Below are 22,350 nucleotides of genomic sequence, written 5' to 3' on the forward strand. Positions count from 1 at the left end.
CCGTTGAGCAGACGGCAGCCGTCGGCCAGATGAAATGATGTCGATAAATTTGAGAGTGCTGGCGAAACTGCGCGCTGGCAGGAATGTATCCTGAGCGTGGCACGTGGTACCAGATTGCGGATGGCTATCCCGCCACCCATTTGGAACGCTCGCACACATGCAACATGACGTCAATATCGGTAGTGTCTCAGTTTGAATTATATGGGCCGAATCCAACCGGCTGGCGGTCGGTAAGCATCTGGTCGCGGGATCGGTTTGCCTGACCGTCCAATCAACGGGTCGTCAAAGACACAACGCTCCAAGTCGGCCATTGTTAGCTCAAAGTGAGTGTCGGCATAAGTGATCAGCTTCTCCGGCACCTTATTCGAGGGGGGCGCTACGCCAACGAGATACTTGTTCGGGAACCACGATTTGAGCATTTTCGCCGTGGCGGCTTGATCTGAATCCGAGCTGAGTATGTAGGCACAGTCATATACGTTGTCGTGCGCATCCCGGATGAGATGGAGGGCGAGGTTTATATCGGTTTGCTTCTCCTGACGCTTCCCTGAGTCGGGATCAATGACGTGATGCCCCTCAACGATATCGACCCCCACCGCGCGAAGGGCTGTGTTGAAGGTTCGATGCCTCGATTTAACGTCTTCCGGCTCATCTGGAACGGCTGTGAAAAAGCAAACCTTCACTGAGATAGTGCCATGCCTTGCGCAGATCAGACGCCCCAACCGGCGAGACACTACCTCAATATCCAATGACGGTTCCGTGTCGTTAATTTTGAAGCAATCACAGGATAACGGCTGCGTCGGTTCATCTGACGGTGACAGATCGGAAATCGCTGATTGGCCTGACGCAGCCAAGGCGCGCGTCGCGCCGCCGAGACGCTCGGGTTCGAACTGTCCGCAAATGAAGGTCGGCTTGCCGCGCGCGAGAATCGCGACCTGGGAAGCAGGCGTTGGAGACTTTAATGTTTCGTATCGGTGAGAAACAGCGCAACCGCCATTGCCCGATTGCGGACGCCGAGCTTGTCGTACAGGTTCTTGAGATGGTACTTGACCGTGTTCTCCGAAATGCCCGTCCTGGTCGCAATCTGCAGATTGGTCCAGCCATTGGCGAGCACAGCGAGCAATTCTAGTTCGCGCGGCGTCAGGCGTGACAACGGCGTTTCGTTGATTTTGGATACGTCAATGAAGGGAATGCAGATGCGGCCGTTTGCGACCGCAGCAAGCGTGTCGAACAGAATGCCGGGATCGTCGAACTGATAGCAGAAGCCGTGCGCACCGAGGCGTACGCACTGCTTCAGTATGCCTATGTCGTGATCATTGCAGAAGATGACCACGCGCGTCGCGCACTGCCGGCGACGAAGTTCGATCAGCAGTTCGCCGGCATCCATGTCGGATAGTTTCCAGCCGACGATTGCTATGTCGAAGGCCCTCTGCGGTTCCTCCACGGCTTTCAGAAACGCCTTGCCGCTATGGATGCCGGCGGCGAAGTCGAAACGTTCGTCGCGGCTGATCATGTCGCGCAACGCTGAGATCACCAGCTGATTACGCTCGGCAATCAGCAGCCTTTTCGGCCGTGTCGGCTTTTTTACGTCGCCGCCATGCATCGATCAACCGTAAGCTTCGAGGGCAAACGCCCGCCCGGCCGCACGCGAGGCCGATGTGACGGTGTTGGCCATCAAGAGCGCAATCGTCATCGGTCCCACGCCGCCGGGGACGGGCGTTATGGCGCCTGCCTTTGTGGCGGCTTCTTCATAAGACACGTCCCCGACCAGGCGCGTCTTGCCGTTGCTGCCGCCGGAAATACGGTTGATGCCGACGTCGATCACGGTCGCGCCGGGCTTGATCCAGTCCGCCTTGATCATTTCAGGTCTACCAACAGCCGCAACAAGGATGTCGGCGCTTCGGCACAGCTCCGGCAGGTTCTTGGTGCGGCTGTGGGCGATGGTCACGGTGGCATTGGCGTGGAGCAGGAGATTGGCCATCGGCTTGCCGACTATGTTGGAGCGTCCGACGATTACGGCGTTGAGGCCCGACAGATCACGGCCGTGCTCGCGCTCGATCAGAATCATCGAGCCGGCCGGCGTGCAGGGCACGAAGGCGGTGTCGAGTTCGCCCGTGCCGAGCTTGCCGACATTGATGAAGTGGAACCCGTCGACGTCCTTTTCCGGAGCGATCGTCTGGATGATGCGGCCGGAATCGATGTGGTCCGGCAGGGGCAACTGCACCAGGATCCCGTGGATTGCAGGATCGGCATTGAGCTTTTCGACTAGCGCGACCAACTCTTCCTCGGTAGTGTGCGTCGGCAGTGCATCCTCGGTCGAATGGAAGCCGCACTCCTTGGCCTTCTTGCCTTTGGACGCGACATAGACCTTGCTGGCCGGATCCTGGCCGACTATGACGACAGCGATACCTGGAACTACACCGGTTTCCGCGGTCAGCTGCTGGGCGGCCACTTTGAGCCTTGCAAGCACATCCGCTGCAGCCGCATTGCCGTCGATTATCTTTGGCATGTCCAAACTCCTTCGGTCTGCCTTGCTCAGCTAAGGCCTTCGATGTCGCCGTTTTCGTTGAGGAGTATCTTCTCGGAGGAGGGCGCCTTGGGCAGGCCGGGCATGGTCATGACGTCGCCGCAGATGGCGACGACGAAGCCGGCGCCGGCCGACAGCCTGACTTCGCGCACCGGCACGGTGTGGCCGGTCGGCGCGCCGCGCAGGTTCGGATCAGTCGAGAAGGAATACTGTGTCTTGGCCATGCACACCGGCAAATTGCCGTAGCCGGCCGCCTCCCAGGCATGGAGTTGGTCGCGCACGCTCTTGTCGGCGATCGCTTCCGAGCCGCGATAGATGCGCTGTACGATGGTGTTGATCTTCTCGAACAGCGGCATGGCGTCGGGATAGAGCGGCGCGAATTGCGACGCGCCGGACTCGGCGAGCGCCACCACCTTATGCGCGAGATTCTCGATGCCGGCCGAGCCTTGCGCCCAGTGCTTGCACAAGATCGCCTCTTCGCCCATTGAGGCGACGTAATCCTTCAACGCCTGGATTTCGGCTTCGGTGTCCGAGTGGAAATGGTTGATCGCAACCACCGCGGGCACGCCGAACTGCCTGACATTCTCGATATGGCGGCCGAGGTTGGGACATCCCTTCCTGACGGCCGCGACGTCTTCCGTGCCGAGATTTTCCTTCTTGACGCCGCCATTCATCTTCATGGCGCGAACCGTCGCGACGATGACCGCGGCGGCCGGCTTCAGCCCGGCCTTGCGGCATTTGATGTCGAAGAATTTTTCCGCCCCGAGATCGGCGCCGAAACCGGCTTCGGTGACGACATAGTCGGCGAGCTTCAGCGCCGTCGTGGTGGCGACCACCGAGTTGCAGCCATGCGCGATGTTGGCGAACGGGCCGCCATGCACGAAGGCCGGATTGTTCTCCAGCGTCTGCACCAGATTGGGCTGCATGGCGTCCTTCAGCAGCACCGACATCGCGCCCGGCGCCTTGATGTCGCGCGCGAAGACCGGGGTCTTGTCGCGGCGATAGGCGACGATGATGTCGCCGAGCCGCTTCTCCAAATCCTTGAGATCCTTGGCCAGGCACAGGATCGCCATGACCTCCGAGGCAACGGTGATGTCGAAGCCCGCTTCGCGCGGATAGCCGTTGGCGACGCCGCCGAGCGAGCAGATGATCTCGCGCAGCGCCCGGTCGTTCATGTCCATGACCCGCCGCCAGACGACGCGCCGGGTGTCGATGCCGAGTTCGTTGCCCCAATAGATGTGGTTGTCGATCAGCGCCGAAAGCAGGTTGTGCGCCGAGGTGATGGCGTGGAAGTCGCCGGTGAAGTGCAGGTTCATGTCGTCCATCGGCACCACCTGCGCCAGGCCGCCGCCGGCCGCGCCGCCCTTCATGCCGAAGTTCGGCCCGAGCGAAGCCTCGCGGATGCAGACGATCGCTCGTTTGCCGATACGGTTCAGCCCGTCGCCGAGGCCGACCGTCGTCGTCGTCTTGCCTTCGCCGGCCGGGGTCGGGTTGATCGCGGTCACCAGGATCAGCTTGCCGTCGCTGTTTCCCCTGACCGATTTGATGAATTCCGCCGACACCTTCGCCTTGTCGTGGCCATAGGGCAGGAGGTGTTCGGTCGGAATGCCGATCTTGGCGCCGATCTCCTGGATCGGCTTCTTTTTCGCAGCACGCGCAATCTCGATGTCGGACTTCACTTCGAACATGTTTCCCTCCGGAACGGTGTTCGATCCGGCAGCGCCGGATCGCGATGGGTTTAAAAGACGCGGCGGCCGCTGGCCTGCGGCACGGAAGGCGGAGGCCACCGTTTTCGCCATCAAAAGCGTGATCGTCATCGGTCCGATGCCGCCAGGCACGGGCGTCAGCGAACCGGCTTTTTGCCAAGTGGTTCGACCTGCTTTGACGAAGCAAAATTGCGGCCGATATCCCTCGCCCGCAGTTGCGATCAGATGAGGCCGGCCGAAATGCCCAGCCCCAAACCAGCCACGGCCCCACCTGTCAGTCTGACAAGCGGCGAGCCACCAAATGCTGCGATCCCTGCGCCAAACACAATCCCTGCAGCGTTGAGCAGTGCCGTCGTCAGCACGAAACCTAGCGCGTAGCCGGTGACGCTGCCATCAATTGGCATTTCGGCAACATGGGCGTGACCGTGAAACACGGCAAAGAATCCGGTGATCGCGAGTGCGACGCCGGCAGGAACGTTGGGAGCGATCAAAATCATGGCTCCGATCACGATGACGGAGAGGACTATTCCGATCTCGACGGCCAACAGATCGATGCCGCCAACGCTGAGCGCACCCCCGAAGACCATCATTCCCAGGAAAGCAGCCGGCAGGAGCCAACGGAGACGGCCGCCGAACAGGTATCCGAGCAGGCCCACGGCCGCCATGGCAAGAACATGGTCCAGACCGCCAAGCGGATGGGAAAGACCGGCGGCAATCCCATGTGCCTGGCCGGTTCCGGGATGAGCCTCGGCGGTCGTCGCGGCCGCAAGTGATAATGCAGTCATCAGAAGGAATCTGGTCATAGGTCTTCTCCGATTGGAGGAAGGAAAACCGTGCCGGTTGACAGCTTCCCCAGCTGATGGGGAAGCTTTCAACACCTGGATTAGGCGAAGTTCTTGGTGCGGGTGTCGCCGGGATCATACAGCGGCATCACCGACAGCTTCGCACCCGCTCGTTTGCCATTCCCCAGCACGACCGCAACGTCCAGACTCGGAACCGCGTGGGCGGGATTGACATAGGCCATGGCGGTTCCGCGCTTTCTGGTGGGCGAAAAGGATCCGCTGGTGACCACTCCGATCTCGCGGTCGCCGACAACTATCTTGTCGCCGGTTTCAGCCACATCGCCGGACGGAATGTCGAGCCATACCATCCGGCGGGTAACCCCTTCGTGGACGATTCGCTGCAAGGCCGCCTTGCCTATGAAATCCTCTTTTCCAAACTTCACGGCAAAGCCGATGCCGGCTTCGAAGGGATTGGTGCGGCGATCATGGTCCTTGCCGACCAAAAGATATCCGGCTTCCTGACGGAGGCTCTCCAGAGCGGCTTGAGCACATGGAACAATGTCGTGGGGCTTGCCGGCCTTCATGACCAGGTTCCAGATGGTCGGCCCTTCACTTGAGGCGAAATGGAGCTCGAAACCGGCTTCGCCCGTGTAGCCCATGCGCGCAATGATGCACTCGATGCCGGAGATCTTTGCCGGCCGGAAGCGATAATAGCCGATGGTCGACAGGTCGATGTCTGCCAGCTGCTGCAGCACGCGATTGGCCTTCGGCCCCTGCAGCGCAAGCGTTGTATGCTTATCGGTCACGTTGGTGGTGGTCACGTTGTACGACTTCGCCTGCTTGGATATCCAGACGTAGTCGTCTTCCGAACCACTGATGATCATGTACTTGTTATTGTCCAGGCACCAGATCGTGCAGTCGTCGATCATCTGACCGTCTTCGTCACACATGGCGGTGTATTGCACGGAGCCGATCGTCTTCTTGGAATAGTCGTTTGTCGCGAGCATCTGGATGAACCGAAGCGCATCGGGTCCTTCGACAACGAATTCGCCCATATAATCCAGATCACACAGAGAGACGCTCTCGCGAGTACCCAAGTGTTCCCGGGAATGTCCTGCGCTGTACTCCCAAGGAAGGTAGTAGCCGAACAACTCGATCATTTTGGCCCCATACTCAAGGCCGCTTCCGTAAAACGGAGTCTTCTTCATGGCGCGTTTCTCCTCCTAGTGCGCAAAACAAAAAAAGCCCCCGACGGCGCCATCGCGCCAGTCGGGGGCTTCAAATACCCCAATTCCGATGCAGCTAGCCCGCTGCATCACCTTTCTTATTTTCTTGTCCCGAGTTGTGTCAAGGCATTTATCAGGTGAAGTGCCCGCCGACAAAACAGCCATTCATGCGCAATTTTCTGCAAGAAACGGACCGGCCTGTTATTGGCGATGCGGAACTCAACGCCGCCCGCGCCCACATGGACGTCCAGCCACGCTTTACACACATCGATGCCGACATAGACTGGCGTCATCGTGTTCGGTTCGGACAATGCCTTGCCTTGCATGCAGGACTTGCTCCCCATCATCTGTTCAGGACCAGCGCGAGGAAGGATGGACCAAGCTCACCCACGGTGCTTGCCAAAGGGGGCGCGCAGCCAAATTCCCCCCTTGCGAAGACGTCTACATCCACCTGCTTAGCCCAACACACCGGCCACGCGGACGCGGAAGCATGCCGCGACGTCGATTATCAGGTACATCGATCTCAACCGGGTCCAACTGGACGAGGCCTGGCATGACCCACAACGCAATGGTTTCCGGCTTTGTTGATAGTCTTCAAGATCCGCGCACGCCATATATCTCGCCAAAGCGCCTGTCGAAGTCTCTTGGTGACAGGCGTTCACCGCAACATTCTCCGCAATCCTTCGTCGGAGCGCCTGCAGGGCAGAATGCGGGAGACGGTGAAGGTGATTTCGGCTGCAACGGAACTCACCGGCGACAACGAAGGGCGATCTACTGGTATCGCAACGAGCCGATCGTCGACTATGGCCATCGCACAGCAGCCGAGCTCGTCGCAGAAGGTCATACCGAGGCGGTTCTGGCTTTCATCCGGGATCTCGAGAATGGGGCGAGCGGGTGAAGTCTGCGACCCACAGCATGTTCGGCGCCGAGACATGGAACTGGCGGTTGACGTGGTCGAGAGGGCAAGGTGCGGCCTTGTCGCTCACCGTAGTGCGGATCGGCTTGCCGCGGATAATGCCTTCGAGGCCCATGGCTTTCATCAGGCGGGCGACCGTGCAACGGGCGACATCGAAGCCCAACTGCCGCCAGACCTTGCGAACGCCGTAAACGCGGAAATTCGCATCGAACACGCGTCGGACCTCATCCTTCAAAGCCTCATCCCGCTTTGCCCGAGCCGACAGCCGGGAGGGATCGATACGCTTGGCGACATGGTCGTAGTAGGTCGACGGGGCGATCGGCAACACCTTGCAGATCGGCTCGACCCCATGCGCCTCGCGGTGATCGTCGATGAACGCGAACATGGCTTGAACTGGCGGTCGAGCTCCGCCTGGGCATGTGTGGATGCCCCCGTGAGTGCAAGTGGCTTTCGAACGGTTTGGGTGCGTGATCGGGTGCGGTCATGTGTCAGGCCTCAAAGACGCGGCTCTCATCATGGCCGCTGGCCGGTATGGCGATGCGCCGGACGGGGTCACATCAAAATAGCGAGCTCGAAGCTCCTGCTCAGGCAATGACTTGCCCGCCCGCGATCTTGTCGATCATTTGCCCATACTGTTCCTCGACCTCCTCACACCCCCCAACGCCGGGGCAGTTCCGCTTGATCTTTGCGATCACGCGGCAGCTGCTACCGGACCCCGGTAATCTTCCTGCTTCGTCATCATGGCCCAGATGCCTCGTGCCATTTAGTTGGCGAGGGCGATCGCAACCAGCATTCTTGGCTTCTTTCCCAGCATTCGCGCGAGCCACGAACCCACCGGCGGTGCCGACCGGGCGCTCGCCTTCAGCACCGACATCGCGCCAATGATCAGCAGCCGGCGGATATCGCGCTGCCCCATCTTTGACGTTTTCCGAGGCGTGGTTTGTCACCCGTCGAGCACTGGCGCGGCACAAGCCCGAGCCAAGCCGCAAAGTCCCGACCGCTGCGGAAGGTTTGCATAGCCGGCGCGAACGTTTCCACCGCAACTGCCGTGATCGGTCCCACGCCTGGTATGGTCTGCAGTCGCCGAGTCGTCTCGGCCTGCCCGGTGGCCGAGCGCAGTTTCTTGTCGAGTTCGCCGATCTTTGTGTCGAGCGCGTCGATCTGCTCGAGAAAGAGCAGACCGAGGTCTCTCACCATCTCCGGCAGAAGGGATGTCTCGTCGGCGATGGCGTCCGCTAGGCGCTTCAAATGGGCTGGCCCTTGCGCCGCCACCACGTCATGCTCAGCGAGATGGCCGCGCATCGCATTGATCAACTGGGTGCGCTGGCGCACCAGCAGGTCGCGGGTACGGAACAGCATTGCCCGGGCCTGCTGAGCCTCGTTCTTCACGGCCACAAACCGCATGGTCGGGCGCGATGCCGCTTCGGCGATGGCCTCCGCGTCGGCGGCATCGTCTTCTGTCGCTTTACGAAGGGCTTCACGTAAATGGGTGGGATCAGGCGGACCGTGTGCCCAAGCTTCTCAATCTCGCGGCCCCAGTCGTGGGCCGTCGCGCAGGCTTCCATCGCTACGATGCAGGTTGGCTGAGCGCTGAGGAACAGCAGAAGCCGGTCACGGGAAAGCTTTTTCCTGAACGCCACAGAGCCATCGGTGACCGCCCCGTGCGTCTGGAATATCCGCTTTGCGAGATCGATTCCGATGATGCTAACCTCTGACATGGATGTCCTCTCCTCGCGTGATGTCTTTGAAGATCACACCTTGGCACATTGCGATGCCGTCGGGAGGGGGCATCCCCGCCATCAAAATACGCGCTCGCCTTGCGCAGGATCTCGTTGGCCTGCCGAAGCTCGCGGTTCTCGCGCTCCAAAGCCTTGAGCTTCGTCACCACGACCGGCGTCCTTACGATCCATCCCCTCTCGCCGCCTGCGGTCGTGATGGCCCGCTGTCGGCACCCCACTTTGGCCTTCAAACGCGGAAATGTCATAAGACAAGCGGTTCTGGTTTTCACTTAACCGGCAGAACCGCTCTAGAGCAGCATCTTGGTCAAAGACGTGTGGACGAGTGGAAAGTTCTCCCGACCAAAAGGATGCTTATATATACGAATTACAGATCAGGACATTGCTCGCCCGGGTTTACATTTTGCTCTGACTTAATAATATCCGTATCTCCCTGAGCATTAACCTGAGCGAGATACATTGTCAGAGGGGCATGACGCTGCTTCGACATTTGTACGGGACCTCTCGGGCCATTGTAGGTTACTTCGCTCAGAGCCTTTACAACGGCATCGGTATCCGTTGTGCCGGCTTTTGCCACAGCTAGAGCATAGAGATGAACGGCATCATATTGCGGGACCGAGAGTTCGCTCGCGGTCTTTGTCTCGGCTCCAAATTTGTCCTTTAATGCTTTTAGGAACTTCTCATTACTCTCAGAATTGATACTGGTGTAGTATGTGCCACCGAGATAAATACCTTCCGCATCAGCACCCAGGCTTTTTGCAGTGCCTTCATCGAGCCGCCCTTCTCCGTGATGTATTTGTTGGTGTCGCCTAGGAGACCACGGCCAAAGGCATAGTCGTTTCCGACCAGGAAAAATGTCTTGGCGCCTTTATCCTTTATAAAGGCGTCGACCATGAGGGACACCATCTGCTGCGGCACCCAAGCATTGATATGTTGATATTTGTTGCAGGACCCGCCCTCATAGAATGAAGTGTAGATATAAGGGATTTTTCCTCTGGTGATGATCGGCAGCCCAGCGTTTCTGGCCGCGCTCGGTTCCGATGAAATTATGACATTGACTTTCTTCTGAAACACAAGGGAGTCATACGCCTTTTGGGCGCCTGCGGCGCTAGATGCACTGTCGGCAAGTTCCATGGCGAACTTCCTATTCAACACTCCTCCCGCGTCATTAATTTCTGAAATTGCAAGATCCATTGCCTGAATCACTGCGGGAGCGGTGACACTGTTTGCACCACTTAGTCCGAGTGGAATACCCAACAAAATTGGATCGTCTTCAGCAACAGCTCCTCCCATCGAAAGTGCAGTTACAGCAAAAAAAACAGAGCTTTCTGTAGTGATGTTCTCATTGCGTTCTCCTTATAACCTTTCACCTCCTTCGAGGCTGCGACCAAATGCGGACAGCAGCCATCGCCGGGAATGAAATGATGTTTAGTTTTGAGAATGCTACGCGCCATACGACCGTGCTGGCAGGAAAACCTGCGGGTCGAACTTGACGCTGGTGTCACAGTGGCTAGCCCGCCACTGAAAGAGAAAGCTTGCACACAACCAAAATGACGTCAATATCGCTGACGTTGCCCCTGGGATGCCCTCGGTTTGAACTGGACTCCGTCGAAAGGAGACGCAGATTAAGAAGAGCCGGTTCACGAAAGACCAGATCATTGGCGTGCTGAAGGAGCACCAGGCGGGAATCCCGACGGCGGAATTGTGCCGCAAGCACGGGATCTCGGAGGCTACCTTCTACAACTGGCGCAGCCCCTATGGCGGCATGGAAGTGTCGGATGCGCGTCGGCTGAAGAGCCTTGAGGATGAGAACCGACGGCTGAGGAGACGTCGCGACGCTGAAGGAAGCGTTGGGAAAGTTCTGACGCCCGAGACAAGGAAGCGCTTCGTGACCTGGGCAATCAAAGAGAAGTGTTATTCGCAGCGGCGTGCCTGCGGTCTGGTCGGGCTCGCCCCGAAGACCTTCCGCTATGCGTCCCGACGGCCGGACGACACCGCCGTGCGCAAGGGGCTGAAGGAACTGGCGCTGGAACGGCGTCGGTTCGGCTATCGGCGGCTGCACATCCTGCTGCGGCGGGAGGGCCTCGACCTGAACCACAAGAAGCTGTTCCGTCTCTATCGCGAGGAACGGCTGACCGTGAAGAAACGCGGCGGCCGCAAGCGGGCCTTGGGCACACGAGCGCCTATGACATTGCCGCAGGGTCCGAAACCAGCGCTGGAGCCTGGACTTCGTGTCGGCCATGCTGACCGATGGCAGGCGGTTCCGGGTCCTGGTGGTGGTCGACGACTTCACCCGCGAGTGCCTGGCGCTCGTCGTTGACACATCGCTATCCGGCATGCGGGTGGCACGGGAACTCGACGCCATCGCCGAGGTCCGCGGCCGACCGCTGATGATCATCTCCGACAACGTCCTAAGAGACTGAATCATAATGAGCGTCGCCTTTTCAAGGCTTTGCGAGCCTACGGGTGAGCAGGCGGATATTTGCAATGAAGACCCATGCCTCGGCGGAGGCAATGGTTCGTTCGAAGTCCTTTGCCAGCCTTCGGCACCGGCCCAGCCATGCGAATGTGCGTTCCACCACCCATCGGCGCGGCAGAACCTCGAAGCCTTTGACGCTGTCCGAGCGCTTGATGATTTCCAGCGTGAACTTGCCAACCTTTTTCAGCGCCCCTTTCAGCTTCGGTCCGGCATAGCCGCCATCGGCAAAGACATGGCGCAGCCACGGCCAGCGTTTGAGGATCGATTTCAGGACGACGGGCGCACCGTCACGGTCCTGAACGTCGGCGGCGTGGATGACGAGACCGACCAGCAGGCCGAGTGTGTCGACAACGATATGCCGCTTGCGGCCCATGACCTTCTTGCCGGCGTCAAACCCACGAATTCCGCCGCTTTCGGTGGTCTTGACCGACTGGCTGTCGATGACGCCGGCCGTGGGGCTTGCCTCTCGGCCTTGCCGTTCGCGCGCCGCCATCACCAGTTCATTGTTGATGGCGCGAAGCAGGCCATTGTCGCGCCAGCGGTAGAAGTATTTCTGCACCGTCGAGAACGGCGGAAAGTCCTTCGGCAAAAGCCGCCATGCCCCGCCCGAGGAGGCCATATACAAAAGCGCGTTCATAACCTCGCGCAGGTCCGTCTTTGCGCGGGCGCCCAATACGGTTCGGCGATGGCATCAGCGCTTCGATCAGCGACCACTCTTCGTCGGTCAGATCGCTTGCGTAGCGGGCGCAACGCCGCTCATAGTGCCGATTCCGACGAAGCCGCCCTCTTATTCCGATTTGATTGCGCCCCCGGATTCCGAGATGATCTCGCCCCCGTGGGCCGGGGCTCTGCTGGCGACGTTTGTTGTCATTTCGTCAGGGATCGATGTCAAGCATTTCGCGTTTCCTTTCGGCGCAGGCTTTCGCCCGTCAGATCGATGCGATGGGCGTTGTGGACGAGCCTGTCGAGGATGGCGTCGGCGTAAGTCGGATTCCCGATCACGTCAAGCGGTCGAGGGTGGGATGTGCAAGCATGTCTTTCTCCTTCAGTGGTAATAGCGGGAACCGCGGATATTGGGGTGGTCGATGGGTTCGCGTGATGCCGGACGCGCTGACGCCGGGGCCTGGTCGAGCCGATTGTCGAGGATCGAGCGGACCGAGCCATAGGTCCGCGCGCCGATCTCGAGCGCGCGGCCGCAGGCAGCATTGACCCTTTCCCGGCCAAAGCCCTTGGCGAGGCGGATGATGCCCATACAGGGCCGGAAGCCCTGTTCCGGATGCGGCCGGTCGGCAAGGATCTTCTCGCAAAGCAAGGCCGCGTCCGGGCCGATGGCCGAGGTTTCCCGGCTGATCCGCTCGATCGTCCAGTCGGCAAAGCGGCGGTGCGCAGAGGGCATGTGCTCCGGGACGGTCGTATGCCGGCCGTTGCCGCTCGACCGCATATGGGCGGCGATCCGCTCGCCCTTGCGGAACAGTTCGATGGTGTTGGCGGTGATGCGCGCCTCGACCTGCTCACGCGCGAAGCGCCAGGGGACTGAGTAATAGTGGCGATCGATCTCGACATGATAGTCGAGACCGGCGCGCCGGATGCGCCATTCGGCAAAGACGTATCGTTCCACAGGCAAGGATCGCAGCGCCGGGCGATCGATCTCTTCGAACAGTTGCCGCCGCGTGCGCCCGACACGACGCAGAACCCGACGATCGTTGAGATCGGCAAGCAGTTCGGCAATGGCGGCGTTCACCTCGGCCAGGCTGTAGAAGACGCGATGACGCAGACGGCCGAGAAGCCAGCGCTCGACAATCAGCACCGCTGCCTCGACCTTGGCCTTGTCGCGCGGCCGCCGCGGCCGGGTCGGCAGCACCGAACTGCCGTAATGGGCCGCCATCCCGGCATAGCTGCGGTTGACCTGGGGATCGTAGCGGCATGCCTTGATCACCGCCACTTTGGCATTGTCGGGCACGAACAGTGCCGGCGCGCCGCCGATGGCTTCGAGCGCATGAACATGGCACCCAATCCAGTCCGGCAGCGTCTCGCTCCAGCGCGCTTCCGCGTAGGACAGGCTCGATGCCCCCAGCACCGCCACGAACAGATGCGCCTGACGCGTCTTGCCCTTGAGCCGGTCGACGACGACCGTCACCGTGTCGCCGGCATAATCGACAAACAGCTTCTCGCCGGCAGCATGGTTCTGCCGCATCGTCACCGGCAGATTGGCCGCCCAGCCCCGGTAAAGGTCGCAGAAGCGGCTGTAGCGGTAGCCATCCGGATGGCGCTCGATATATTCGTCCCACAGGATTTGAAGCGTCACATGCTTGCGCTTCAGCTCACGATGGACATGGGCCCAGTCCGGCTCGACGCTACGGCGGTGGCCCGTCTTCGTCCCGGCCGCCTCGTAAAGCGCGGCTTCCAGAACCGCGTCGGTGATCTCGTCGCCCAAAGGCCAGACAAGACCGGCAGCCTCCGCGCGCCGCAGCGTTTCGCGCACCGTCGAGGGCGCAGCTCTAACCCGGTACGATATCGCCTTGTGGCCAAGGCCCTCTTCAAATCGGTGTCTCAAAATCTCGCGGACACGCCGCATGGTCAATCTCTCCGCCGGCATCTCATTCCTTCCTTCGGACACGCCAAAAAGAAGGAAGTTTTCACCAGCAGAACACCCGGCCCAAACACCGCCACCAAGGGGGCGGCATCATCTCGGAATCAGGGGGCGACTAATTCTCGGAACAGGGGGGCGAGATCATTTCGGAATCCGGGGGCGACATCCCTCGGAATCAGCAGCTCATAGTGCGGGCGAGTGATTTCGGTCCAGGGCATCGTGATCTCCGTCGAATCTCAGCAATCCGACTGAACCACAACCCACTGAAATCACTCACTCCTTTTTGGAACGGACACTAAGAGCGGAAGGAAATTGGAGCAGACGGTCAAAGTCTCTCTATCCGCCAGCATGCTCTCGCTGCGTGACGTTGGTCAAGTCGTCGAAACAGGCGGCTTCCACCGGCAAGGGAAAAGGTCTCGTCCATAGCAAACACAGGGTACGCACGAAGGCGGCCCTCACCGTCCTCAACACGAGCTTCTGATCCAGGCGGAAGACCCGAACATTATCTACAGGGTCATCGAAGCGATGCCCTCACGGCCCTAGAGCATTTTCGTTGAATGCCGAGTCGGTTTGAGGATTCCCGTGTCGTTCGTTGTCTGATTCACTGCTCCTGGTGATTTGCCAGGAGGTGCTGATGACGAGGAGCCTGAGCTGCGACCTTCGTGGTCGAGTGATTGCCGCGATCGAGGACGGGATTTCTACGCGCGAGGCGGCACGGCGCTTCCGGATCGGGATCTCGACGGCCGGGGCCTGGTATCGGCGCTACCGGGAGACCGGCGAGATGGAAGCGCGCAAGCCGGGCCAGCCGTCACGTTCAAAGCTCGATGCGCACGAGGCCTTCATTCTCGGCCTGATCGAGGAGGTGCCGGACATCACGCTGGCCGAGATCGGGGAGCGCCTTGTCGCCGAGCGCGGCGTGCGGGCGGCACCCTCGACGGTGTGGCTGTTCCTCGACCGGCGCGGCATCACGTTCAAAAAAAGACGGCGCACGCCTCGGAGCAGCAGCGCCCCGATGTCCTGCGCCGCCGCATGGCCTGGTTCGACGGGCAGCTCGACCTCGACCCCGAGAGACTGATCTTCATCGACGAGACCGCCGCCTCCACGAAGATGGCCCGGCTGCGCGGCAGGGCGCCATGTGGCGAGCGATGCCGGGCGGCGGTTCCCCACGGCCATTGGAAGACCACCACCTTCACCGCCGGCCTGCGGCTGTCCGGCATGGCGGCGCCGATGCTGCTCGACGGTCCCATGAACGGTCTGGCATTCCTCGCCTATGCCGAGCAGGTTCTCGCGCCCGAGCTTCGCCCCGGAGACATCGTGGTCATGGACAATCTGCCAGCTCACAGGATCGGCGGCGTGCGCGAGGTCATCGAGAAGGTCGGAGCGCGGCTCCTGTTCCTGCCGCCATACTCGCCGGACTTCAATCCGATCGAGATGGCCTTCTCGAAGTTCAAGGCCCTGCTCCGAAAGGCAGCCGCCAGAACCGTCGACGAACTCTGGTCCGTCGTCGCCGACTGCCTCTCCGCCTTCACGCCAGAGGAATGCAGAAACTACTTCGAGGCAGCCGGATATGACCCGGATTAAGTCGAATCTGCTCTAGCTGACAGAGGTTCTTCCACCTGGCACCCGCCCCTCGACGAAGGGCCGGTAGTCGGAACCACCTTTGACGACGGCGTGCACGACACGCGCCATCTTGGCGGTAATTGCGGTCATAGCCTTGCGGCGCAGATCTGGATTGTCGCGATCTCTTGCGACGTAGCGTTCGAACTTGTGCCGGAAGCCGTTCTCGCGCTGGCGGATGGCAACCTGCCCGGCGATCCACAGGGTGCGACGCAGCCGAGCATTGCCGAATTTGGAAAGGCGGGTCTGGCCGCGATATTGACCTGACTGCTGGGTTGAGAGATCCAGCCCGCAGAACTTCAGAAACTGGCGATGATGATGGAAGCGGCGAAGGTCTCCGGCCTCGGCGATGATCGTCAACGCATTGATCGGCCGGATCTGGCGCAGGAGCTGATAATCCTGGCTGTGCCGCAACATCGCGTCGGCCTGCGCTTCGATCTCATTGCGTTGCCGGATCAGGCTGCGTGCTTCGTCAATGACCATCCGGAACATGCGAATAGCAGGCGCATCGAGCGGCAGCGGCAACCCGATCGATGAGCGTGCCGTCTCGTAAATATCCATCAGAATCTGTGTCTTGCTGACCTTGCGGCCGACGACATCCCAGGCTGCTGTCACAAACTCCTCCTTCGTCAGCACCGTGATGCTTGCTGGGGTCGGAAAGGCATCGAGGAAGGCGAAGAACCAGTCGCTACGGTGTTTCCCCGGAAGCGATCGATCTCGAGGCGGCCAGCGTGCTCCTGCACCGGACGAAGAAATGGTCCACGCTGAAAGCTTGGGGATGCGTCTGTCGAGGCGGATCGGCATGAAGAATGCCCAAAGTCGCGGTCGCCCGCAAGATCGCCGTGCTGCTTCACTGCATCTGGGTCGACGGCACCAGCTTCGAATGGGGAAATGAGAAAATGGCGTAATGATGCCACTCTAGGCGCAACCTATCGCGGCCCGCGGCATACGGATCGCGACGTCCCCGCCGGGACGGTGGTTGTGGCGACCTCGTTGAATCGGCTGACGTCAATCGAACGTCGTTTGCACACGTTTAGGCGCCCGACCCGAACTTCATCATGAGGCATCCGACCTCGGAAAGGACCATGACCCCGGCGATGGCAGTGCGAGATCCGGATTGACAACTACCCGCAATTAAAGGGCCGATCCAGGGTCCCCATTCCGAACCGATTGACAGGACTCGGCAGTCGCGCGATAGCACGCCGACGCGCAGAGCAAGAACTCATCGAGGGTTTCCCGCCTGATCAGCTTGCATCATTGGACAGGCTATTGGAGGTTGACCCAACGATCGGGTAGACGCGCTTTCATTGGTTGCGATCGGCCCCGGATGCGCCTGGTGCGTTGAACCTGATCGGTCTGACCGAACGGATTGCCTTCATGCGTATTCTGGAGATCGATCCGAAAGTGCAGATGCGCATATCACCGGGACGCAACGCATGGCTGGCCAACGACTTCAATGCCAGCCGTCGACACACGCCGATCGTGTGCAGATTATCAAGCTCGGCCAGAAGCTCACCGACGATGCAGCAATATGCGACCGTCAACAAGTATTCCGGTGCGTTCCTGCGGGCGTTCACGTTCTGCTCAGCGTCGCCACGATCCCCCTCTTGCGGCAATTTCGCTGCTGAAAGTTCCAACCAGTCGCTTCAATGTCCAGCAGAAGTCTTTCTCGATGATCGTGTTGCCGACGCCTCGGTCGGCGCCAGCCGCGCGGTCACGCGCCGGAAGCAGAGCAACCTTAACCATTCGGTGTGTCCGAAGCCGTGGTGCCGATCGAGAGCAGCGTGGGTCGCATCCAGGCCGGGCCTGGACCGCGTTGGACATGAATACCTTGTCGCTGGCCGACAGCCGACGCTCTACCACGTCGGCGGCTCGCACAGGGCCAACATGGCGAAGAGCCTGGACAACGGCCCCGGCAGGACTGCCGAGCGCGATCAGGTGCTTGGGTGAAGCATGTCGCAGATCGACCACCCGTTTGCCCAGCACGATCCGGCGTGAGGGCCCGTCCGTCAGGTAGAGGCTCTTTGCGGGCACTTGCGTCGAGAGGCCGAGCGCATTGGCAGCGTGTACGCCAGCGATCTGCGCCTGCGAACCAGTCTCCCGCGCAAGAGCGCGTGCAACGTCGTCAGAAGCCGGTGAAAGCGGCCCCAGCTTCGCATGGACATTCGGATAGTCGTAGAGGCCATGCGCTAGGCGGCGTAGCTTGAAGACACCGCCGCGCCCCGCAGAGCGGGCACGTCGCATGATCCGATCGGGAACTGATGTCATCGCCGTAGAACTTGGAATTAGGATCGGCACATTTCGTGGCGGGAAACGGCCGCCGCGGCCGCCGCGAATGTTCGGCCTCGCGCAACCCCTCCGCCCAGGTGGTGAAGCACTCGGAAAACGGCCCGGCCGACAGCGCGTTCATCACGTCGTTCAGCGCGTCGTGCGAGGCAATGCCCTTCTCGAACGCAAGGGCCAGCGCTGGAAGGCCAGCTTCCGGCGCGCCCAGCGCTCAATCTCGACGAAGTCCTCCGCCCCCGCCAGCGTTCCGCACAGGATCACAGCCAAAATCTCGGGCAGCGGATAGACAACCTTCCACGACTGACGTGGATCGTCGAGGGCGGAAAAGTGGTCGAGAGCACTCTTGCTGGACATCAAAAACCCCGTTGATTCGAGGTCTCCCCGTCTGCAAGGGGTTTGTGAAGCTGGTTCTGTTCAGTCTGCGTCAACGTATCCGGTCTCGGGTTCGTGCCCGGCCAAGATGGAGATCCGCACAGCTTGGGCCTCATAATCATACCGACCTCGATCGACCGTTCAATGGTCCAGGTTTCCAGGCTGCCGTTCGACCGTCAGGCCATCTTCCTCTCACCACCCGCAGATTGCCGCGACCATCAGCTCAGCGGCCGATGATCTCCTGTTCCTATGCCGCTGCGATCGCCGGATCGAGCCGCGCTCCTTGCGCAGCACCGCCCAGACGATGCGCGCGAGTCTTGCGGCCAGCGCAACCACCACGACATTCTTGTGTGTCCGTTCCGACAGGCCACGCACCCACCTGCCCAGCGGCGTATCCTGGCCCATGATGCGCGGCAGGACCGCCCGCGCGCCGTGGATCAGGTTAGCTCGCAGGTAGCGGTTGCCCGTTTCGAGATTCCCAGCAGCCTTTGCTTTCCTCCCGTCGTCGCTTGTCGAGGCGTCAGCCCCAGCCAGGCGGCAAGATCGCGACCGCGCCCGAAGCTGGCCGCATCACCGATCGCCGCCGTTAGCGCGGTGGCGTTGATCACCCCTATGCCGGGAATCGTCGAAAGGCGGCGGGCTGCCTCGTCCTCGCGCCATGCGCACGAACTCCGCATCAAAGGCGGCGATCCGCTCATCAGACTGCGCCACTCGGCGCGCAAATCCTCGACCAAAGCACGTATGCGCGGTGATAGCCTCGGATCATTCTCGTCGGCAAAGACCGAAAGCGCGTCCTCCAGCTTGCGTCGCCCCTGGGCCACTACGATGCCGCGCTCCAGCAGCAGAGCACGAAGATGATTGATCAGCGCGGTGCGTTCCGCCACCAGACGCGAGCGTGCCCGATGCAGCGCCTGAATATCCGATTGCACCTCGCTCTTCACGGGCACGAAGCGCATCGTCGGCCGCGTCGCTGCTTCCGTGATCGCCTCGGCATCCAGATCGTCGTTCTTGTTCGCCTTCACATAGGGCCGCACATATTCCGGCGACATCAGCCGGATCGCGTGACCCACACCGCCGAGCACCCGCCCGAGATGATGCGCGCCGCAGCAGGCTTCCATCGCCACAATGCAAGCCGGTAGCTTTCCGATAAACTCCGCGACGCTGTCATGGCGAAGACGCCGGCGCAGAACAACTGCACCCGCCTCATCCAACCCTACAAGGCTGCAAACGTTCTTGCCAAAATCAATCCGAGCACAAATATCGTCATCGGTCCGTTCCTCTCTCGTGCCAAAACAGAGCGATCCTAACCGATCGCTCCAGAGAGGGCGGGCCATCCCATAATCACAGCAACTTCCATGCCGGAATCCCTCAGCCCTTCAAGCGATTGCCCTGGCTCCAGGGTGTCGGTAGCTAATCAAGATGTCCGGTTTTGATAGCACATCATCTGTCCGCTTCTGTTTTGGCGTCGAAGCGGTTCACGGGGCGTTTTGACTTCGGTTTGGTTGCCCGACAGGGTGGCGTCTAGATTGTAGCTTGCGATACGTCGGTGTTCGTGGAAGACGGCGATCGAGCCGTCCGGGTAGCGGCGGACCTTGACGGTTGCCTTGACGAAGTGATGGCGGTGAGGGCTTGGCGGCAATTGCAGTCTGAGCCGGCCGAAGGTGACGGTGTTGTCGCGGCCGACGACGCGCTCCTCCTCGATGCACAGAATCTCGGCCAGCTGGCGCGGATCGGCGGCGACGAAGGCGCTGTCCTCGATCTCGGGCGGCCTGGCGAAGCGGGCATTGTGGCCCGGCAGGTAGGTTTCGGCTATGAAACTGTTCGCCGCCTCGACGCTAGCGATCCCGGCCAGCTTCAACTCCTTGGGCAGCCGGCCCTGCAGCGTCGAGAACATCCGCTCCGAGCGGCCCCTGGCCTCCGGCGAATAGGCCGGGATATGTTCGATGCCCAGTTGCCGCAGCGCCCGACCGACCTGGGTCAATCGGCCCTTGTCGACGGCCTCGCCGGCCTTGAGCGTCACGAAGTAGTGGCTGCCGCGGTCGGTATAGAGGCTTGAAGGCAGTCCTTTGCTCAAAAATGTCTCCTCAAGCCCGCGAAAACTCGAGGCCGTGCCCTCCTCCTCGACCAGGAAGGCCGAGTAGACAGTGCTCGTCGCGTCGTCCATCCTGGTGCAGCATCATGCCCTCGCACGGCTTCCTCTCCCGTTTGCGCCGGTGCGCGCCGCGCCCGCTTGGCTCGCTCCACAAGCCCGGCCGCGTGTAGTTGCGTCTTGATGAAGGTGTAGCCCCAGCTGAAATGATGATCGCGCACCAGATGCTCGTGAAAATGCTTCACGTTCCAGCCAAGATAGCGGTGACGGTAGAGCTCCAGCATCTCGATCGCCTCCGCTGGAACCCGGCGCGTCGAGATCTTGCCCAAATGCCGGTCGCGCAAGCCTTCCTCGCCAGCCTCTTCGTAGTGATCCCGATAGCGCCGGAACTAGAGCGGTTCACGGCTTGACCGAATCGGACGGGATTCCCGTTCGGTCGGAATTGTGATTCAAGATGCTGGCTGGATTGGAGGCCAGCATCTGATGACCCGAGCTCTTTCCAATGATCTTCGAGGGCGTGTTGTTGCGGCGGTGGCTGCCGGTCAGAGCTGCCGATCGGTTGCCGAACGGTTCGGTGTTGCGGTTTCGTCCGTGGTGAAATGGTCGCAGCGCTATCGTGCGACAGGTTCGGTTGCGCCGGGCAAGATGGGCGGGCATCGCAAGCGGCTTCTGGAGCCGCATCGCGCCTTCATTGTGGAGCGGATCAACCAGACCTCGCACCTGACGCTGCATGGGCTGAAGGAGGAACTGGCGGCGCGCGGGGTCAAGGTATCGCACAACGCGGTATGGCTGTTCCTGCGGCGCGAAGGGCTGCGGTTCAAAAAAAACGCTGTTCGCCCTTGAGCAGGCCCGCGCCGACATCGCGCGGCGACGACAGCGCTGGCGCTCCTGGCAGGCCGGCCTGGATCCGCGCCGGCTGGTCTTCATCGACGAGACCTGGATCAAGACCAACATGACCCCGTTGCGCGGCTGGGGGCCGAAAGGAAGGCCGCTGCGCGGCTTCGCCCCGCACGGTCACTGGCGCACGCTGACCTTCCTCGGCGCGCTGCGCTGCGACCGGCTCACCGCACCTTGCGTCTTCGACGGGCCGATCAACGGCGAGTGCTTCCGCGCCTATGTCGAACAGCAGCTCGTTCCAGTCCTGGAACCAGGCGACATCGTCATCCTCGACAATCTCGGCTCCCACAAGTCGACGGCTGTCCGGCAGACGATCCAAGCCGCCGGCGCCAGGCTCTGGTACCTGCCGCCCTACTCGCCCGACCTCAATCCGATCGAGCAGGCCTTCGCCAAGATCAAGCACTGGATGCGCAAGGCCCAGAAACGATCGATCGAGGACACATGGCGACATATCGGCAACCTCGTCGCCACCATCGACCCTGGCGAATGCGATAACTACTTCGCAAACGCAGGCTACGCTTCCGTCAAATCGTGAAAGACTCTAACGCTCCGACATGCCGAGCAACTCACCAGCCTCCAGCATCGAAAGATCGCCGCCATCCCAGCGCCTCAAAACATCCCGAAACTTCTGCATTCTCCGGTCCTGTAGCCATGCTGCCCGTCTCATCCCCAGCCTCCATCCGCTGGGCATCAAATCGGACAGCTCGTGTGCTACCTAAACCGGACAACTCATCTGCTTACGACAGTGCCCTGGCTCCAGGGTTGAAACCTATCCCTTGTACAGTATGCTGAGTGGCATGGGGAATATCTGATGCCACATTCACCTGAAGAGAAGAAGCGGGCCATCACTCGCCTTCGTCGCATCAGAGGGCAGGCCGAGGCGCTTGAGCGCGCGATCGAGGCCGATTGCGAATGCGGTCCTTTGTTGCAGCAGATCGTTGCCATGCGGGGTGCGACGAATGGTTTGATCGCGGAGGTCCTGGAGGGCCATTTGCGGGTAACCTTTGGCCGCGGCGATGATCCCGCCAAGCGAGGTATCGACGTCGATGGCGAGATCGACGGAGTCATGAGGATCTTTCGCACCTACCTGAAATGAACGGTCCCTGGAGAGCGTCTGAAACTTGGCCCGG

16 protein-coding genes, 13 pseudogenes and 1 other annotated feature are annotated in these 22,350 nt (G+C 60.8%); of the genes and pseudogenes, 9 read left to right on the forward strand and 20 right to left on the reverse strand.

Going from position 1 to position 22,350, the window contains the following annotated elements:
* Window positions 1-197 precede the first annotated feature (197 nt).
* From B9Z03_RS30565 to B9Z03_RS02155, 8 genes and pseudogenes are all read right to left on the reverse strand, one after another.
* Entirely contained in the window at window positions 198-731 is a 534-nt protein-coding gene (locus B9Z03_RS30565; protein ID WP_432416982.1) for an NYN domain-containing protein, read from the reverse strand.
* Between the two features lie 224 nt (window positions 732-955).
* Complete coding sequence (locus B9Z03_RS02130; RefSeq protein WP_085462668.1) at window positions 956-1,600, reverse strand: response regulator transcription factor; 645 nt, start codon at window positions 1,598-1,600, stop codon at window positions 956-958.
* Between the two features lie 3 nt (window positions 1,601-1,603).
* Window positions 1,604-2,506, reverse strand: coding sequence for a bifunctional methylenetetrahydrofolate dehydrogenase/methenyltetrahydrofolate cyclohydrolase FolD (folD, locus tag B9Z03_RS02135; RefSeq protein WP_085462669.1), 903 nt, complete (start codon window positions 2,504-2,506; stop codon window positions 1,604-1,606).
* Between the two features lie 26 nt (window positions 2,507-2,532).
* Complete coding sequence (locus B9Z03_RS02140) at window positions 2,533-4,212, reverse strand: formate--tetrahydrofolate ligase (protein WP_139832129.1); 1,680 nt, start codon at window positions 4,210-4,212, stop codon at window positions 2,533-2,535.
* Between the two features lie 96 nt (window positions 4,213-4,308).
* A pseudogene (locus tag B9Z03_RS30570) lies at window positions 4,309-4,533 on the reverse strand (hypothetical protein); the annotation flags it as partial.
* Complete coding sequence (locus B9Z03_RS02145; protein WP_085462671.1) at window positions 4,452-5,033, reverse strand: HupE/UreJ family protein; 582 nt, start codon at window positions 5,031-5,033, stop codon at window positions 4,452-4,454. The gene B9Z03_RS02145 and the pseudogene B9Z03_RS30570, both read right to left, overlap by 82 nt.
* Before the next feature lie 80 nt (window positions 5,034-5,113).
* Window positions 5,114-6,220 (reverse strand): glycine cleavage system aminomethyltransferase GcvT, encoded by a 1,107-nt coding sequence (gene gcvT, locus B9Z03_RS02150; protein WP_085462672.1) that lies wholly within the window; start codon window positions 6,218-6,220, stop codon window positions 5,114-5,116.
* Window positions 6,221-6,336: 116 nt separating this feature from the next.
* Window positions 6,337-6,564: a hypothetical protein gene (locus B9Z03_RS02155; RefSeq protein ID WP_085462673.1), complete on the reverse strand. Its 228-nt coding sequence runs from the start codon at window positions 6,562-6,564 to the stop codon at window positions 6,337-6,339.
* A gap of 227 nt (window positions 6,565-6,791) precedes the next feature.
* Between B9Z03_RS02155 and B9Z03_RS02160 the strand changes: the two are divergent.
* Window positions 6,792-7,136: pseudogene (locus B9Z03_RS02160) on the forward strand (hypothetical protein).
* Here B9Z03_RS02160 and B9Z03_RS02165 read toward each other — a convergent pair.
* The 3 pseudogenes from B9Z03_RS02165 to B9Z03_RS02175 all read right to left on the reverse strand — a co-directional run.
* Window positions 7,132-7,572 (reverse strand): annotated as a pseudogene (locus B9Z03_RS02165) (IS3 family transposase); the annotation flags it as partial. The pseudogenes B9Z03_RS02160 and B9Z03_RS02165 overlap by 5 nt on opposite strands.
* Window positions 7,465-7,578 (reverse strand) — a sequence feature (AL1L pseudoknot). It overlaps the preceding pseudogene by 108 nt.
* Before the next feature lie 267 nt (window positions 7,579-7,845).
* Window positions 7,846-8,872, reverse strand: a pseudogene (locus tag B9Z03_RS02170) (IS110 family transposase).
* A 385-nt stretch (window positions 8,873-9,257) separates the two neighbouring features.
* Window positions 9,258-10,183, reverse strand: a pseudogene (locus tag B9Z03_RS02175) (ABC transporter substrate-binding protein).
* 331 nt (window positions 10,184-10,514) lie between these two features.
* On the opposite strand from B9Z03_RS02175, the pseudogene B9Z03_RS02180 reads away from it, so the two are divergent.
* Window positions 10,515-11,298: pseudogene (locus tag B9Z03_RS02180) on the forward strand (IS3 family transposase); the annotation flags it as partial.
* A 36-nt stretch (window positions 11,299-11,334) separates the two neighbouring features.
* Here the strand turns inward: B9Z03_RS02180 and B9Z03_RS02185 are convergent.
* From B9Z03_RS02185 to istA, 3 genes and pseudogenes are all read right to left on the reverse strand, one after another.
* Window positions 11,335-12,160, reverse strand: a protein-coding gene (locus B9Z03_RS02185; RefSeq protein ID WP_139832130.1) for an IS5 family transposase whose coding sequence is annotated in 2 segments (ribosomal slippage) — window positions 11,335-12,027 and window positions 12,029-12,160 — 825 coding nt in all. Because the reading frame shifts where the segments join, the coding sequence is not laid out codon by codon here.
* A 97-nt stretch (window positions 12,161-12,257) separates the two neighbouring features.
* A pseudogene (locus B9Z03_RS29260) lies at window positions 12,258-12,368 on the reverse strand (ATP-binding protein); the annotation flags it as partial.
* 46 nt (window positions 12,369-12,414) lie between these two features.
* On the reverse strand, window positions 12,415-13,944 hold the full coding sequence (gene istA, locus B9Z03_RS02190; RefSeq protein WP_085462674.1) for an IS21 family transposase: 1,530 nt from the start codon (window positions 13,942-13,944) through the stop codon (window positions 12,415-12,417).
* 649 nt (window positions 13,945-14,593) lie between these two features.
* Between istA and B9Z03_RS02200 the strand changes: the two genes are divergently transcribed.
* Window positions 14,594-15,540 (forward strand): IS630 family transposase gene (locus B9Z03_RS02200; RefSeq protein ID WP_139832131.1). Its coding sequence is split into 2 segments (ribosomal slippage): window positions 14,594-14,933 and window positions 14,933-15,540, totalling 948 coding nucleotides; the frame shifts between segments, so codons are not numbered across the junction.
* Between the two features lie 12 nt (window positions 15,541-15,552).
* Here the strand turns inward: B9Z03_RS02200 and B9Z03_RS02205 are convergent.
* Window positions 15,553-16,295, reverse strand: a pseudogene (locus tag B9Z03_RS02205) (transposase); the annotation flags it as partial.
* Here B9Z03_RS02205 and B9Z03_RS30575 point away from each other — a divergent pair.
* Together B9Z03_RS30575 and B9Z03_RS02215 are read left to right on the forward strand one after the other, a co-directional pair.
* Window positions 16,296-16,484 (forward strand): annotated as a pseudogene (locus B9Z03_RS30575) (IS110 family transposase); the annotation flags it as partial.
* A gap of 268 nt (window positions 16,485-16,752) precedes the next feature.
* Window positions 16,753-17,102, forward strand: a pseudogene (locus tag B9Z03_RS02215) (Tn3 family transposase); the annotation flags it as partial.
* 212 nt (window positions 17,103-17,314) lie between these two features.
* On the opposite strand, the pseudogene B9Z03_RS30145 reads toward B9Z03_RS02215, so the two are convergent.
* From B9Z03_RS30145 to B9Z03_RS02235, 5 genes and pseudogenes are all read right to left on the reverse strand, one after another.
* Window positions 17,315-17,820, reverse strand: a pseudogene (locus B9Z03_RS30145) (DUF6088 family protein).
* Between the two features lie 94 nt (window positions 17,821-17,914).
* Window positions 17,915-18,216 (reverse strand): annotated as a pseudogene (locus B9Z03_RS02225) (transposase family protein); the annotation flags it as partial.
* A 210-nt stretch (window positions 18,217-18,426) separates the two neighbouring features.
* Window positions 18,427-18,639 (reverse strand): hypothetical protein, encoded by a 213-nt coding sequence (locus B9Z03_RS30150; protein ID WP_244561632.1) that lies wholly within the window; start codon window positions 18,637-18,639, stop codon window positions 18,427-18,429.
* A 32-nt stretch (window positions 18,640-18,671) separates the two neighbouring features.
* The gene (locus B9Z03_RS02230) at window positions 18,672-19,568 is read right to left on the reverse strand and encodes an IS110 family RNA-guided transposase (RefSeq protein ID WP_432416980.1); all 897 of its coding nucleotides are present in this window, start codon (window positions 19,566-19,568) and stop codon (window positions 18,672-18,674) included.
* Window positions 19,569-19,648: 80 nt separating this feature from the next.
* Entirely contained in the window at window positions 19,649-20,398 is a 750-nt protein-coding gene (locus tag B9Z03_RS02235; protein ID WP_085462677.1) for a hypothetical protein, read from the reverse strand.
* A 131-nt stretch (window positions 20,399-20,529) separates the two neighbouring features.
* On the opposite strand from B9Z03_RS02235, the gene B9Z03_RS02240 reads away from it, so the two are divergent.
* The 4 genes and pseudogenes from B9Z03_RS02240 to B9Z03_RS02250 all read left to right on the forward strand — a co-directional run bounded on the left by B9Z03_RS02240 (window position 20,530) and on the right by B9Z03_RS02250 (window position 22,316).
* Window positions 20,530-20,733 carry a hypothetical protein gene (locus tag B9Z03_RS02240; RefSeq protein ID WP_085462678.1) on the forward strand — a complete coding sequence of 68 codons (204 nt, stop codon included), beginning with the start codon at window positions 20,530-20,532 and terminating at the stop codon, window positions 20,731-20,733.
* Between the two features lie 73 nt (window positions 20,734-20,806).
* On the forward strand, window positions 20,807-21,166 hold the full coding sequence (locus B9Z03_RS30155; protein WP_244561627.1) for a transposase: 360 nt from the start codon (window positions 20,807-20,809) through the stop codon (window positions 21,164-21,166).
* Window positions 21,126-21,755, forward strand: a pseudogene (locus B9Z03_RS02245) (IS630 family transposase); the annotation flags it as partial. The gene B9Z03_RS30155 and the pseudogene B9Z03_RS02245, both read left to right, overlap by 41 nt.
* 276 nt (window positions 21,756-22,031) lie before the next feature.
* A complete protein-coding gene (locus B9Z03_RS02250; protein ID WP_085462679.1) occupies window positions 22,032-22,316 on the forward strand; it encodes a metal-sensing transcriptional repressor in 285 nt (94 codons plus the stop codon).
* Window positions 22,317-22,350 lie beyond the last annotated feature (34 nt).

It is taken from the genome of Mesorhizobium australicum (genome assembly GCF_900177325.1).
GTDB lineage: Bacteria > Pseudomonadota > Alphaproteobacteria > Rhizobiales > Rhizobiaceae > Mesorhizobium_A > Mesorhizobium_A australicum_A.

Excerpts from the sequence above, each read along its gene's own strand:
- B9Z03_RS02130 (WP_085462668.1), bottom strand. The coding sequence starts at position 1,600 with ATGCATGGCGGCGACGTAAAAAAGCCGACACGGCCGAAAAGGCTGCTG.
- B9Z03_RS30155 (WP_244561627.1), top strand. The coding sequence starts at position 20,807 with ATGACCCGAGCTCTTTCCAATGATCTTCGAGGGCGTGTTGTTGCGGCG.
- B9Z03_RS02145 (WP_085462671.1), bottom strand. The coding sequence starts at position 5,033 with ATGACCAGATTCCTTCTGATGACTGCATTATCACTTGCGGCCGCGACG.
- B9Z03_RS02230 (WP_432416980.1), bottom strand. The coding sequence starts at position 19,568 with ATGGCCCGCCCTCTCTGGAGCGATCGGTTAGGATCGCTCTGTTTTGGC.
- B9Z03_RS02235 (WP_085462677.1), bottom strand. The coding sequence starts at position 20,398 with ATGGACGACGCGACGAGCACTGTCTACTCGGCCTTCCTGGTCGAGGAG.
- gcvT (WP_085462672.1), bottom strand. The coding sequence starts at position 6,220 with ATGAAGAAGACTCCGTTTTACGGAAGCGGCCTTGAGTATGGGGCCAAA.
- istA (WP_085462674.1), bottom strand. The coding sequence starts at position 13,944 with ATGCGGCGTGTCCGCGAGATTTTGAGACACCGATTTGAAGAGGGCCTT.
- B9Z03_RS02155 (WP_085462673.1), bottom strand. The coding sequence starts at position 6,564 with ATGCAAGGCAAGGCATTGTCCGAACCGAACACGATGACGCCAGTCTAT.
- B9Z03_RS02250 (WP_085462679.1), top strand. The coding sequence starts at position 22,032 with ATGCCACATTCACCTGAAGAGAAGAAGCGGGCCATCACTCGCCTTCGT.
- B9Z03_RS30150 (WP_244561632.1), bottom strand. The coding sequence starts at position 18,639 with ATGGGCCAGGATACGCCGCTGGGCAGGTGGGTGCGTGGCCTGTCGGAA.
- folD (WP_085462669.1), bottom strand. The coding sequence starts at position 2,506 with ATGCCAAAGATAATCGACGGCAATGCGGCTGCAGCGGATGTGCTTGCA.
- B9Z03_RS02240 (WP_085462678.1), top strand. The coding sequence starts at position 20,530 with ATGATGATCGCGCACCAGATGCTCGTGAAAATGCTTCACGTTCCAGCC.
- B9Z03_RS02140 (WP_139832129.1), bottom strand. The coding sequence starts at position 4,212 with ATGTTCGAAGTGAAGTCCGACATCGAGATTGCGCGTGCTGCGAAAAAG.